This window comes from Pseudomonas sp. EA_15y_Pfl1_P101 (genome assembly GCF_963970835.1).
Classification (GTDB): Bacteria; Pseudomonadota; Gammaproteobacteria; order Pseudomonadales; family Pseudomonadaceae; genus Aquipseudomonas; species Aquipseudomonas tritici.
Genome location: NZ_CAXAPA010000004.1, coordinates 1 through 13879 on the forward strand (window position 1 = coordinate 1; position 13879 = coordinate 13879).

The window sequence follows — 13879 nt, forward strand, 5'->3', positions numbered from 1 at the left end:
TCTCATGATCCGTCCACACCACCGAGTCACCGGAAACAGCAAGCCGATGCGCCAGCGAATGACTCCAGCCAAACCCCAGCCCGCAATCCACTTCCACCGCACTGGTGCGGTACAACCGAGTCCACTCAAACGGCAGAATCCCATCGAGCGCACCATCGGTCAGTGTCAGCAATTCCTCGCCAGTGACCATCGATACTGGGCAGCCATTGGTTGCGGTCTTGTCCGAAGAAGCCGTCGCATCGCCAGCTGGGTTTTTCGCAACCGCAGGGGCATCGTCGACAGGTTCCTTTCGCACCAACACCGTCCGCTGTTCCACCTTGTCCCTAACCATCGGCACCGGATTGGAAACCACCTGATCCCCAACCTTCAGCGGCACATCCGGAATCACCCTGATCGGCGTCGCCGGCCCCCCCAGCAGAATCGGTTTGGCCAGCTCTGCATGGTCTTCCACGCGTGCCTTCCCGAACTGCCCAGCCATATGTTCCAGCCACCTGCCCGCTCGCTGAGACTTGATGCCCCCCAGCACCTTCGCACTCATGCGCACCGCCATGCCCATCCCGGCAGTAGCAAGACTCAGCAACAAATTGATCAATACCTCGGCGCTGATTTCCCCCAGCAACTCGTTCATGTACGCCGGCGGCAACAGGCGCATCCAGCTGACCATCGCCGACAGATAGATAAACAGCAGCGGCTCATCGCTCAGCACTAACAAGCCCTTAGCGATGCTTTCGGTGCCGAGTTTCAGCAGCTGTTCAAATTGGTCCTGAGACAGGTAATGCAGAAGTTTTTCGGCATGCCCCAGCGGGTCTGAGAGCCACTGAAACAGCTGCTTGATGGTGTCCCACAGCGAATGCAACGCCTCACCAAACCCGCGGGCATAGCCTTGATGCAGTGAGAGGTAGCGCTTGAGGAAGTTGGCTTCGGAATAACCCTTCCACAGCGGCTCGAAGGTGCTGCTCCATTCCGCGCGCAGCCAACCTTCCAGCGGTGCGATAACCGACTGATAAGAGGCGTACAACGCCTTGAAATGCGCTTTGGAAACAGTGGGGTAGAAGCTGACCCGGTACTGCTGGTTGCGATCACATTCTGTGATTTCGAGAATGCCGCTGGGGCCAATCGTCTTATGGATCGGCTCACCCAGCGGGCCACCGTTGGGGTCGATGCGTTGCACCATCACGGGCGTACTGCCAATGGGCACGAACCGTGAACTCTGGAACATATGCACCAGGGTCAGCGTGCCGTTGGCCTGGCAGGTTGCGGTGGTGGTGCTGGGAAAAAGCGAAGGGCTGATCGGCGCGACCAGCGTCACTTCATCCCCGACCTTGAATACCTGTTCGATATCCAATGCCGAAAAGCTGAAAAAATTCTCGGCCCAGGCGTCGTAGTGATTAAGGCAGCGCTTGAAGTCGCTGATAACGGCTTCGACGTCTCGCGCCTTCGAATCCATGGTGGCCAGCACCAAATAGCCAATAGCTTGGCTGGTTAGGCCTATCATGAAGCAGCCCCATCAGCTGGGGCCCACACAAAAAACGCCATCTGCAATCCCTCGCACTGTGTATTCAGGCGAAGGACTTTGCGGACCTTTTCAGGGGAGGGGAGTAGAGGTAATCCGACCATCACGTGGGACGTTTCGACAACGCTCGTCCTTCCTCCACGCGACTGGCGGCTATTGTCAGAAATTTCCCAAAAGAGTACAAATGTACTCCATGACGACTCTGACCCCACGCCGTACCGCCATCCTGACCTTTATCCGTGACCGCATCGCGCAGCAAGGCCAGCCACCCAGCCTCGCCGAGATTGCCGAGGCGTTCGGCTTTGCCTCGCGCAGCGTGGCGCGCAAGCATGTGCTGGCGCTGACCGAAGCCGGGTTTATCGAGGTCAACCCTAACCAGGCCAGGGGCATTCGCCTGCTCAATCAACCGGTGCGTCCGGAATGGCTGGATGTGCCGGTGCTCGGTCGAGTCGCTGCCGGTTTGCCCATCGGCGCCGATGCCGAAGTGCACAGCCGCCTGCAACTCGACCCGTCTACCTTCGCAAAAACTCCGGACTATCTGTTGCGGGTGCAGGGTGACTCAATGATTGAGGACGGCATCCTCGATGGTGACCTCGTGGGCGTACGACGCAGTGCCGAGGCGTTGAATGGGCAGATTGTGGTGGCGCGCCTGGACGGTGAAGTGACCATCAAACGGTTCGAACGCAATGGCGACAGCGTGCGCCTGCTGCCGCGCAACCCCGCGTATCAGCCTATCGTGGTGGAGCCCGACCAGGACCTGGCCATCGAAGGCGTGTTCTGCGGTTTGGTGAGGCAAGGCTGATGAGCGCCGTGATTGCACTGGACACGCTGTTCAATGGCGGGCGTGTCTGGAAAGGCCGACCCGCCGCGCCGCCGGCGAGTGTGCATCCCACGGGGTTGGCGGCGCTGGATGCGGTGTTGCCCACGGGCGGCTGGCCGGAGGCGGCCTTGAGTGAAATCCTCATGGCCAAGGACGGTGTGGGTGAGCTGCAACTGGTGCTGCCGACCCTGGCGCGCTTATCAAAGGCGGGGGAGCGAATTGTGTTGGTGGCGCCGCCTCATACGCCCTACCCGCATGCGTGGCAGAACGCCGGGATCGATCTGCGCCTGCTCTCGGTGATCCAGGCCGAGGAGCGCGACGCCTTATGGGCAGTGGAGCAATGCCTGCGTTCCGGCAGTTGCGGCGCGGTGTTGTGCTGGCCGCGCAAGGCTGATGACCGGGCGCTGCGTCGCCTGCAAGTCGCGGCGGAAACCGGGCAGACCCTGGCATTTGGCTGGCGCGCCTTGGGCGAGGCGATCAACTCATCGCCCGCCGCCTTGCGCCTGGCGGTCGAGGCCAAGCCCGCGCAGGTGCGAGTGCTCAAGTGCCGGGGCGGCCTGGCCCATCCGGCGCCGATTGCGCTGGCGGGGCACTGAGGTTGCCATGCGCTGGGTGTGTATTGTTTTCCCGCAATTGGCGCTGGACGGGGTGCTGCGTGTGCACCCCGAACCGGACCAACCCCTGGCCCTGCTGGCCGGCACGCCGCAGCAACGCGTGCTGCAAACCGTCAATGACGCCGCCCGCGCCTTGGGCCTGCGCCCCGGTCAATCCCTGACGGCTGCGAATGCCCTGGCCAAGACCTTTGCCAGCGCCGAATACGACCCTGCCGAGATCGAGCGCTACCAACAGTTCCTCGCCGCCTGGGCCTACCAGTTCAGCTCCCAAGTCAGCCTGTATTACCCGCGGGCCTTGCTGTTCGAGATCGAATCGAGCCTGGGGCTGTTCGGGCCGTGGCCGCGGTTTGAAGCGCGCTTGCGCAAGGAATTGACCGAACTGGGCTTTCGTCACCGTATCGTCGCGGCGCCCAACCCGGCCGCCGCGCGGGTGCTGGCCAATATCGATGATGGCCTGGCGGTTACCGATGACGTCCTGATGCAGGCCCTGGCGCCGCTGCCCATCGACCGCGCCGGGCTCGAACCACAGGCCGCCACGGCCCTTTCGCGCATGGGCCTGCGCCGCCTGGCCCAGGTGCAGGCGTTGCCCCGGCATACCTTGGCGCGACGTTTTGATGCCAGTTTGCTCAAGCACCTGGATGCACTGACCGGGCAGCGGCCGCTGGCCTTGGCGTTCTACCAGCCGCCGGACCAGTTTGATGTGCGTATCGAGCTGAATTTCGATGTGCAATCCCACCAGGCGCTGCTGTTTCCTTTAAGACGGTTGACCGGCGATCTGTCCGCGTTTCTGTGCGGCCGCGACAGTGGCGTGCAGCGTTTCGACCTGCACCTGGAACACGCCCAGGCGCCGGACAGTGTGATCAAGGTCGGCCTGCTCAGCGCCGAGCGTGAACCGGCGATGCTGTTTGAATTGGCCCGTGGCCGCCTGGAGCACGTTCAAGTGACCTCACCGGTACGCGGCTTTCGCCTGGTGGCCCAGGACCTGCCAGTGTTCGTGCCGCAACGCCATGACCTGTTCGACGACCGCCCGCAACAGACCCTGCCGTGGGAACAATTGCGCGAGCGCCTGCGCGCGCGCTTGGGGGATGAGGCAGTGCAGGGCCTGCGCTTTCACGCCGACCATCGTCCAGAATGCGCCTGGCAAGCGGCGGCGGATAAAAATCCGTGCCAGGCCTTGAACAAAGTACAACGGCCCGGCTGGCTGCTGCACGAACCCACGCTGCTGGCCGATCACGGTGTGCACATCCTCATGGGCCCGGAACGCATCGAATCCGGCTGGTGGGACGGCGCCGATATCCGCCGTGATTACTACCTCGTCCAGACCCGCGCCGGCCAGCAAGGCTGGGCCTATCGCACCGTGGGGCAAAGCGATGGCCTGTGGCTGCAAGGCTGGTTTGCATGAGCTATGCCGAGCTGCACTGCCTGTCCAACTTCAGCTTCCAGCGCGGTGCATCCAGTGCGCTGGAGTTGTTCGAACGGGCCAAGCGCCAGGGCTACAGCGCTTTGGCGATCACCGACGAATGCACGTTGTCGGGCATCGTGCGCGCTTGGCAGGCGGCGAAGGCGGTGGCGCTGCCGCTGATTATCGGCAGCGAGATGCGCATCGAGAACGGCCCGAAACTGGTGCTGCTGGTGCAAGACCTCAGCGGCTACCAGCACCTGTGCCGCTTGATCACCCTGGCCAGGCGGCGTGCCGAAAAAGGCAGCTATCGCCTGCTGCTGGAAGACTTCGAGCAACCGTTGCCCGGCCTGCTGGCGCTGTGGGTCGCCGAAGACAGCAACACTCAAACCGAGATCCAATGGCTGCGCCGCACCTTTGCCGGGCGCTTGTGGCTGGCGGTGCATTTGCATTGCGGCCAGGACGATGCGCGCCACCTAGAGCAGCGCCTGGCACTGGCGGCCAGCCTGAAAATCCCGGCGGTGGCCTGTGGCGATGTGCATATGCATGCGCGCGGTCGCCGCGCCCTGCAAGACACCATGACTGCCATCCGTCATCACGTGCCAGTGGCCGAAGCCGGCACGCGGCTGCACCCTAATGGCGAGCGGCACCTGCGTTGCCTGGAGGCGTTAAGCACGCTGTACCCCGCGTCGCTGCTCGATGAAACCCAGGCCATCGCCCGCCGTTGCACCTTCGACCTCAGCCAATTGCGCTATCACTACCCACGCGAATTGGTCCCCACCGGCCACAACGCCCAATCCTGGCTGCGCGCCGTGACTGAAGCAGGCATCGCCCAGCGTTGGCCGCAGGGTGTCGACGCCAAGACCTTGCAGCAGATCAACAACGAACTGGAGCTGATCAGCGAGCTGGGCTATGAAAGCTACTTCCTTACGGTGCATGACATTGTGCAGTTCGCCCGCAGCCGTTCGATCCTGTGCCAGGGCCGGGGCTCGGCGGCCAACTCGGCGGTGTGTTTTGCCTTGGGCATCACCGAGATCGACCCAAGCCTGACGAGCATGTTGTTCGAGCGCTTTCTCTCCAGGGAGCGAAATGAACCGCCGGACATCGACGTGGACTTCGAACACGAACGCCGTGAAGAAGTGCTGCAGTACGTGTTTCAGCGCTACGGCCGCACACGTGCAGCGCTGACGGCGGTGGTCAGCAGTTACCACGCGACCGGCGCGGTACGCGATGTGGCCAAGGCCTTGGGCTTGCCGCCGGACCAGATCAATGCGCTGGCCGAGTGTTGCGGGCGTTGGAGCGACGACACGCCGCCCCTGGCGCGCCTGCGTGAAGCCGGCTTTGACCCCGAAAGCCCAATCTTGCGTCGTGTGCTCACGCTCACTCAGCAACTGATCGGCTTCCCCCGGCACCTGTCCCAGCACCCCGGCGGCTTTGTGATTTCCGAATACCCGCTGGACACCCTGGTGCCGGTGGAAAATGCGGCCATGGCCGAGCGCACGATCATCCAGTGGGACAAGGACGACCTCGACGCCGTCGGCCTGCTCAAGGTGGATATTCTCGCTCTGGGGATGCTGAGCGCGATCCGCCGCTGTTTCGACCTGCTGCGCCGCCATCGCAACCGGGATTTGAGCCTGGCGTCGGTGCCCAAGGAGGACCCGGCTACTTACGCGATGATCAGCAAGGCCGATACCATCGGCGTGTTCCAGATCGAGTCGCGGGCGCAAATGTCGATGTTGCCCAGGCTCAAGCCTCAGACGTTTTATGACTTGGTGATCGAGGTCGCCATCGTGCGGCCGGGGCCGATCCAGGGCGGCATGGTGCATCCCTATTTGCGTCGGCGTAACAAGGAGGAGGAGACGACCTATCCCTCGCCGGAACTGAAAGCCGTGCTCGAGCGCACCCTGGGCATTCCGCTGTTCCAGGAACAAGTCATGCAAATCGCCATGGTCGCCGCCGACTATGGCCCCGGCGAGGCCGACCAATTGCGCCGCTCCATGGCTGCCTGGAAACGCCATGGAGGCCTGGAACCGCACCAGCAACGCCTGCGCACTGGCATGTTGAAAAACGGCTACAGCGAAGAGTTTGCCGCGCAGCTCTTCGAGCAGATCAAGGGCTTTGGCAGCTATGGCTTCCCTGAATCCCACGCCGCCAGTTTCGCCTTGCTGACCTACGCCAGTTGCTGGCTCAAATGCCATGAACCCGCGGCGTTTGCTTGTGCGCTGATCAACAGCTGGCCCATGGGCTTCTACAGTCCCGACCAGATCCTGCAGGATGCGCGGCGCCATCGTCTGCAGATTCGCCCGGTGGATGTGCAGGCCAGCGACTGGGATTGCAGCCTGGAACCCATCGACGGTGCGCAGCCGGCGATCCGCATGGGGTTGCGCATGATCTCGGGGTTTCGCGAAGAAGATGGGCGGCGCATCGAAGCGGCGCGCCAACGTCGGGCGTTCAGCGACATCGCTGACTTGGACGAACGCGCCGGACTGGATGCGCGTGCGCAGGCGTTGCTGGCGGATTCCGGTGCCTTACGCGCCCTGGCCGGTAACCGGCACAAGGCGCGTTGGGAAGTGGCGGGGGTGCACAAGCAACTCGGGCTGTTTGCCGGCCTGCCCAGCCCCGACGAAGCCGTGGTCGAGTTGCCGGCACCGACAGTGGGCGAGGACCTGTACGCTGACTACGCGACGGTCGGCACCACCCTTGGCCCGCATCCGTTGGCGTTGTTGCGCGCGCAATTGCGTAAGCGGCGTTGCCGCAGTTCCCAAGAGCTGATGCTGGTCGAGCATGGGCGCAACGTCAGCGTCGCCGGGTTGGTGACCGGTCGGCAGCGCCCAGGCACCGCCAGCGGTGTGACCTTTGTCACCCTGGAAGATGAATTCGGTAACCTCAATGTGGTGGTCTGGCGCGACCTGGCTGAGCGTCAGCGCCAGGCGCTGGTGGGCTCGCGCCTGCTGAAAGTGGACGGGCGCTGGGAAGCAGTGGGTGAAGTGCGGCACCTGATCGCCGGCCGGCTTACCGACCTGACACCACTGTTGGAAGGGATAAATGTGCTCAGCCGGGACTTTCACTGAGGCGGGGGCTTGTGGAGGCGTAACCCCCTAAATTATAAGAGATGAACCATCCGCGTCCGACGCGCTCCAAATTTTTGCGACCGTCTTCTCTTAGCGCAGAGCCAACCGATGCAATTTTTATCCAACTCTCACGGCTGTGAAGGCTGGGCCGGTGAAATGGCCCGGCGGATCCGTGCATTCGATTGGTCGGACACCGAGCTGGGGGCCATTGAACAGTGGTCCACCAGCCTGGTCTGCAACGTGCAGATGATGCTTGCATCACCCGTGCCGATGGTGATGTTGTGGGGCCGCGCGGGGTACATGATCTACAACGACAGTTATTCGGTGTTTGCGGGTGGCCGCCACCCGTACCTGCTGGGCACGCCGGTAGAACTGGGCTGGCCGGAAGTGGCCGACTTCAACCGTCATGTGCTGGACACCTGCCTGGCGGGCGGGACCTTGTCGTTCAATAACAAAGACCTGGTGTTGTTGCGTAACGGCAAACCGGAAACCGTGTGGCTGGATCTCTATTACAGCCCTGTCGCCGGCGACAGTCAGCAACCCGCAGGAGTGTTGGCGATTGTGGTGGAGACCACCGAGCTGGTGAAATCCGAGCAGGTGCGCCAGGAGCTCACCCATAACCTTGAGCAGCGTGTGGCCGCCGAAGTGCAGGCGCGCTCTGCCGCCGAGGATAAGTTGCGCCAGTCGCAGAAACTCGAAGCCATCGGCGGCCTGACCGGCGGCGTGGCGCACGACTTCAACAACTTGCTGCAAGTGATCGCCGGCAACCTGCACCTGCTCGCCCGCTACGAGCCGGACAACGTGCAGGTGCAGCGACGTGTCGCGGCGGCCATTGCGGCGGTGGATCGTGGTGCCAAGCTGTCATCGCAATTGCTGGCATTCGCCCGACGCCAACCGTTGTCACCGGCGGTGTATAACCCGCAACGCATCTACGCGGGCCTGGGCGAGCTGCTGCAACGGGCGCTTGGGGAAACCATCCACATCGATGTGCAGTTGCCCAAGGATTCGTGGTGCATCAACGTCGACCGCAACCAGTTGGAAAACGCACTGCTCAACCTCGCGATCAATGCCCGCGACGCCATGCAAGGTGAGGGTGTGATCCATATCACCGGCGCGAACATCATCCTCAACCCCGGCGATTGCGCGGGTAAAAGCATCAAGCCCGGTGAGTACGTGCGCCTGGCTGTTACCGATATCGGCGTGGGCATGCCGCCGGCGATCCTGGCGCGGGTGTTTGAGCCGTTCTTTACCACCAAGCGTAACGGGCATGGGACCGGCCTTGGCCTCAGCATGGTGTTTGGCTTTGTGCGCCAGAGCGGCGGGCATGTCGACGTGTGGAGTGAGGAAGGGCGCGGAACCGTGGTGCAGATGTATTTCCCGCGCAGCCTCGGCGAGGAGTGCGAGGACGCCTGTGACGAGCCTCTGCCGCATGCCCATGGCCATGAAACAATCCTGGTGGTCGAGGACAACGAAGACGTGCGCGAGACGGTCGTGGAACTGCTGGAGCAGGCGGGTTATACCGTGCTCTCGGCCGAAGACGGTGACCGCGCGATGAAGATGCTACAGGCCGGTGTACCGCCGGAGCTGATTTTCACCGACGTGGTGATGCCCGGTCGCGTCAAGAGTACCGACCTGGCCGACTGGGCTCGCGCGCAAACACCTCCCGTGGCGGTGCTGTTCACTTCCGGCCACACCCGCGACATTCTCTCCAGCAATCATTTGCTGAGTCCCGAGATTCATCTGCTGAGCAAACCCTACAGCCCCGAGGCCCTGACGCAACGGGTCCGCAGCGTGCTTGCCGCCCAACAAGGTTGTCCATGACTTCACAGCGCAACATCCCCTCGATCACCGCCCAACATACTGGTTTCGTCCGCGTACGCGGCGCCCGCGAACACAACCTGCGAAACGTTGATGTGGATATTCCACGGGATGCCTTGGTGGTGTTTACCGGCGTCTCGGGTTCGGGCAAATCGTCCCTGGCGTTTTCCACGGTGTATGCCGAGGCGCAGCGGCGTTATTTTGAGTCGGTGGCGCCGTATGCGCGGCGGCTGATCGACCAGGTCGGCGTGCCGGATGTGGACAGCATCGAAGGCCTGCCGCCCGCCGTGGCCCTGCAACAGCAGCGTGGTACGCCGAGTGCGCGCTCGTCAGTGGGCAGCGTCACCACGTTGTCGAGCCTGATCCGCATGCTGTACTCCCGCGCCGGCAGTTACCCGCCGGGCCAGGCGATGCTGTACGCCGAGGACTTCTCGCCGAACCTGCCGCAAGGTGCGTGCCCGCAATGTCATGGCCTTGGCCGCGCGTACGAAGTGACCGAGGCATTGATGGTGCCCGATCCCTCTTTGACTATTCGCCAGCGCGCAGTGGCGTCCTGGCCGTTAGCGTGGCAAGGGCAGAACCTGCGCGACATTCTGGTGACCCTGGGCTATGACGTGGATATCCCGTGGCGCGACCTGCCGAAAAAGCAACGCGACTGGATCCTGTTCACCGAAGAAACCCCCACTGTCCCGGTATACGCTGGCTTCACCCCCGAACAGGCCCGCGATGCGCTCAAACGCAAGCTTGAGCCCAGCTACCAAGGCACCTTCAGCGGTGCGCGGCGCTACATCCTGCACACCTTCACCCACACCCAAAGCGCGTTGATGAAAAAGCGCGTCTCGCAGTTCATGCAGGGCAGCGCTTGCCCGTTATGCGAGGGCAAACGCCTGACCAGGGCCGCGCTGTCGGTGAAGTTCGCCGGGGTGGATATCGGTGAGTTGTCGCAGTTGTCATTGGCGCAACTGGCCGAGTTGCTGCGGCCGGTGGCGGCGGGGCATGACAAGATGAAGCTGTCGGTGGAAAAACGCCTGGCCGCACAACGTATCGCCCAGGACTTGCTCGAGCGGGTCAGTACCTTGACCGAATTGGGCTTGGGCTATTTGTCCCTGGAGCGTAGCACACCGACCTTATCGTCCGGAGAGTTGCAGCGATTGCGCCTGGCTACACAGTTGGGCTCGCAATTATTCGGCGTGATCTATGTGCTGGACGAACCGTCGGCGGGGCTGCACCCGGCAGATGGCGAGGCGCTGTTCACCGCGCTGGATCGTTTGAAAGCGGCGGGCAACTCGTTGTTTGTGGTGGAGCACGACCTGGAAACCATGCGCCGCGCCGACTGGCTGATCGACGTGGGCCCGGCGGCCGGTGAGCATGGCGGGCAAGTGTTGTACAGCGGGCCGCCGGCGGGGCTGGCGCAGGTGGAGGCGTCGCAGACGCGTGAATACCTGTTCGCCGAAAAACGCGTGTCGAATCAGGAACGCCGCGAGCCCTCCGGCTGGCTGAAACTGGACGGCGTGACGCGTAATAATCTCAAGGCCCTTAACGTCGACTTTCCGCTGGGCTGCTTCACCGCAGTCACCGGGATTTCCGGTTCGGGCAAGTCCAGCCTGGTCAGCCAGGCGCTGCTGGAGCTGGTAGGCTGCGGCCTCGGCCGTGTGGTGGAAAGCGACGAAGAGCCGAGCCTGGAAGACGACACGCCGCAAACCAGCGGTGGACGTATCAGCGCCGGGCTCGAGCTGATCCGCCGCCTGGTACAGGTGGACCAGAAACCCATCGGCCGTACCCCGCGCTCCAACCTGGCGACCTACACCGGGCTGTTCGACAACGTGCGCAAACTGTTCGCCGCCACGCCGGCAGCCAGGAAACGTCATTACGACGCCGGCCAATTCTCCTTCAACGTCGCCAAGGGCCGTTGCCCGAACTGCGAGGGTGAAGGGTTTGTCAGCGTCGAGCTGCTATTCATGCCCAGCGTGTACGCGCCATGCCCGACCTGCCACGGCGCGCGGTATAACCCCGAGACGTTGGCGATCAAATGGCAGGGCTTGAGCATCGCCCAGGTGCTGGGGCTGACGGTGGAGCAGGCGGTCGACGTGTTTGCCGAACAACCCAGTGTGTTGCGTTCATTGCAAGTGCTGCGGGATATCGGCCTGGGTTACCTGCGCCTGGGGCAACCGGCGACCGAGCTGTCGGGCGGCGAAGCGCAACGCATCAAACTGGCGACCGAGTTGCAACGCAATGCGCGGGGCGCCACGTTATACGTGCTGGATGAGCCCACGACGGGGCTGCATCCGCGGGATGTGGACCGCTTGCTAAGCCAGCTCAATCAGCTGGTCGATTCGGGGCATACGGTGGTTGTGGTGGAACATGAGATGCGCGTGGTGGCGCAGAGTGATTGGGTGATTGATATCGGGCCGGGGGCAGGCGATTTGGGCGGGACAGTGGTTGCCAGCGGTAGGCCGCATAAAGTCGCCCAAAGCAAAACCAGCCGCACCGCGCCGTTCCTGGCCCGGGAGCTGAGCTAACAGACACTGAAGATCAACTGTGGGAGCAGGCAGGCCAGCCCCCACAGTTTTGATTAGTGTCGGGTCAGTTGGATTTGTGCCTTGGCTTGCTTCACTACATTCTCCAGCGTAAACCCAAACTGCTCCTGCAACTTGGCCAACGGTGCCGACGCGCCAAAGCTGTTCATGACCACTTTGGCCCCGTTCTGCCCCACATACCGATCCCAGCCCAACGGCCCCGCCTGTTCGACCACCACCCGAGCGTTCACTGCCGGCGGTAATACGCTGTCGCGATAGGCTTGGTCCTGGTCTTCAAACAACTCCCAGCTGGGCATGGAGACTACCTGCGCAGCAATCCCTTCGCTTTTCAGTTGCTCATACGCCGCCACAGCCAGGCTGACTTCACTGCCCGTCGCCAACAACAGGACTTTGGGCTCATCGCCACCCGCCAACACATAAGCCCCCTTGGCCGCGCCGGACGCCGCTGCATACTTCGTACGGTCCAACGTCGGCAATGGCTGGCGCGACAACACCATGCAACTCGGTCGATGGGTTTGCGCCAGGGCCACCTTCCACAGTTCCAGGGTTTCATTCGCATCACCGGGTCGCAGGATCAACAGCCCCGGCGTCGCGCGTAACTGCGTGAGATGCTCGATCGGTTGGTGCGTCGGCCCATCTTCACCCACGCCAATCGAGTCATGGGTAAACACAAACACCACCGGCAACTCCATGATCGCCGCCAGACGAATCGGCGGCTTCATGTAATCGCTGAACACCAGGAATGTCGAGGTGTACGGCCGCAGATAGGACAGCGCCATGCCATTGGCAATCGCGCCCATGGCGTGCTCACGAATGCCGAAGTGCAGGTTGCGTCCGCTGTAGTCGTCGGCACTGAAACGCCCGGCGCCCTCGAAGGTCAGATGGGTCTTGGTCGACGGCGACAGGTCCGCCGAGCCGCCCAGCAACCAGGGGATTTGCTCGGCAAACGCATTCAGTACTTCGCCACCGGCGGCACGGCTGGCCACGCCTTTGGGGTCGCTGTCGAAGTGAGGCACATCGTCCTGCCAGTGCTCAGGCATTTCCCCGGCGCGCATACGGCGCAGCTCGTCGGCCAGTTTCGGCTCGTATTGCTCAAGCTGCGACAGGTGCTGGTTCCAGGCTTCATACAACGGCTGGTTGCGCTCCACCAGCGCATCACGCATCACCGTGCGGGCTGCGTCGGGCACCAGGAAACTCGAATCCTGCGGCCAGCCGTAAGCCGCTTTGGTCAGCCGTATTTCTTCATCGCCCAAGGGCTCGCCATGGGCAGCGGCGGTGTTGTGTTTATGCGGCGAGCCATAGCCGATCACGCTGTCGACTACGATCAGGGTGGGCGCACCGGTGTTGCTCTTGAAGGTCTCCAGCGCCGCGCTCAACGCCTGCAAGTCGTTGGCGTCGGTCACGTGCAAGGTTTGCCAGCCATACGCCTGGAAGCGCTTGATCACGTCCTCGCTGAAGGCCAGCTCGGTATGACCCTCGATGCTGATGGTGTTGTTGTCGTAGATCCAGCACAGGTTCTCCAGCTTCAAGTGCCCGGCCATCGACGCGGCTTCGCTGCTGATGCCTTCCATCATGTCGCCGTCACCGCACAGGGTGTAGACGTTGTAGTCGAACAACACCTTAGCGTCGCGATTGAAGCGTTTTCCCAGCCAGCGCTCGGCCATGGCCATGCCGACACTGTTGGCGCAACCCTGACCAAGTGGGCCGGTGGTGGTCTCGACCCCGGTGGTCATACGGTACTCAGGGTGGCCTGGGGTTTTCGAACCGGCCTGTCGGAACTGCTTGATATCGTCCAGGCTGATCGCCGGCTGGCCGGAACGTTTGCCATGTTCATCAATCTCGACCACGCCGGCCAAGTGCAGCAGCGAATACAGCAGCATTGACGCATGCCCCACTGACAGCACAAAGCGGTCACGGTTGGGCCAGTCGGGATGTTCCGGGTGGTATCGCAGGAAGCGGCTCCACAGCGTATAGCCTACCGGTGCCAGGCCCATGGGCGTGCCCGGATGGCCAGAGTTGGCCTTTTGCACGGCGTCCATGGCCAGGGTGCGGATCGTGTTGATGCATTGCGTGTCGACAGCGGTGGCAGCATGAGTCATGAAACCGG

Annotated in this window: 8 protein-coding genes; 6 read left to right on the forward strand and 2 right to left on the reverse strand. The window is 62.8% G+C overall.

What is annotated here, in order from left to right; all coding sequences use genetic code 11:
• Nucleotides 1-1495, reverse strand: a 1495-nt coding sequence (locus AACY36_RS06850) for a DUF6531 domain-containing protein (protein ID WP_339496838.1), incomplete at its 3' end; no start/stop codon positions are given.
• A gap of 202 nt (nucleotides 1496-1697) precedes the next feature.
• On the opposite strand from AACY36_RS06850, the gene lexA reads away from it, so the two are divergent.
• The 6 genes from lexA (at nucleotide 1698) to uvrA (ending at nucleotide 11754) form a co-directional block, all read left to right on the forward strand.
• On the forward strand, nucleotides 1698-2315 hold the full coding sequence (lexA, locus tag AACY36_RS06855; protein ID WP_339415835.1) for a transcriptional repressor LexA: 618 nt from the start codon (nucleotides 1698-1700) through the stop codon (nucleotides 2313-2315).
• Nucleotides 2315-2929, forward strand: a complete 615-nt coding sequence (gene imuA / locus AACY36_RS06860) for a translesion DNA synthesis-associated protein ImuA (protein WP_339415836.1) — start codon at nucleotides 2315-2317, stop codon at nucleotides 2927-2929. Before lexA ends, imuA begins: the two co-directional genes overlap by 1 nt.
• Nucleotides 2930-2936: 7 nt before the next feature.
• A complete protein-coding gene (locus AACY36_RS06865; protein WP_339415838.1) occupies nucleotides 2937-4349 on the forward strand; it encodes a Y-family DNA polymerase in 1413 nt (470 codons plus the stop codon).
• Nucleotides 4325-7417, forward strand: a complete 3093-nt coding sequence (locus AACY36_RS06870; protein WP_339415839.1) for an error-prone DNA polymerase — start codon at nucleotides 4325-4327, stop codon at nucleotides 7415-7417. The genes AACY36_RS06865 and AACY36_RS06870 overlap by 25 nt, the downstream gene beginning before the upstream one ends.
• Before the next feature lie 108 nt (nucleotides 7418-7525).
• Nucleotides 7526-9238: an ATP-binding protein gene (locus tag AACY36_RS06875; protein WP_339415841.1), complete on the forward strand. Its 1713-nt coding sequence runs from the start codon at nucleotides 7526-7528 to the stop codon at nucleotides 9236-9238.
• The gene (gene uvrA, locus AACY36_RS06880; protein ID WP_339456807.1) at nucleotides 9235-11754 is read left to right on the forward strand and encodes an excinuclease ABC subunit UvrA; all 2520 of its coding nucleotides are present in this window, start codon (nucleotides 9235-9237) and stop codon (nucleotides 11752-11754) included. The genes AACY36_RS06875 and uvrA overlap by 4 nt, the downstream gene beginning before the upstream one ends.
• Before the next feature lie 53 nt (nucleotides 11755-11807).
• On the opposite strand, the gene tkt is transcribed toward uvrA, so the two are convergent.
• Complete coding sequence (gene tkt / locus AACY36_RS06885) at nucleotides 11808-13871, reverse strand: transketolase (protein WP_339496840.1); 2064 nt, start codon at nucleotides 13869-13871, stop codon at nucleotides 11808-11810.
• Between the last annotated feature and the right edge of the window lie 8 nt (nucleotides 13872-13879).

Excerpts from the sequence above, each read along its gene's own strand:
- lexA (WP_339415835.1), top strand. The coding sequence starts at position 1,698 with ATGTACTCCATGACGACTCTGACCCCACGCCGTACCGCCATCCTGACC.
- imuA (WP_339415836.1), top strand. The coding sequence starts at position 2,315 with ATGAGCGCCGTGATTGCACTGGACACGCTGTTCAATGGCGGGCGTGTC.
- AACY36_RS06865 (WP_339415838.1), top strand. The coding sequence starts at position 2,937 with ATGCGCTGGGTGTGTATTGTTTTCCCGCAATTGGCGCTGGACGGGGTG.
- AACY36_RS06875 (WP_339415841.1), top strand. The coding sequence starts at position 7,526 with ATGCAATTTTTATCCAACTCTCACGGCTGTGAAGGCTGGGCCGGTGAA.
- uvrA (WP_339456807.1), top strand. The coding sequence starts at position 9,235 with ATGACTTCACAGCGCAACATCCCCTCGATCACCGCCCAACATACTGGT.
- tkt (WP_339496840.1), bottom strand. The coding sequence starts at position 13,871 with ATGACTCATGCTGCCACCGCTGTCGACACGCAATGCATCAACACGATC.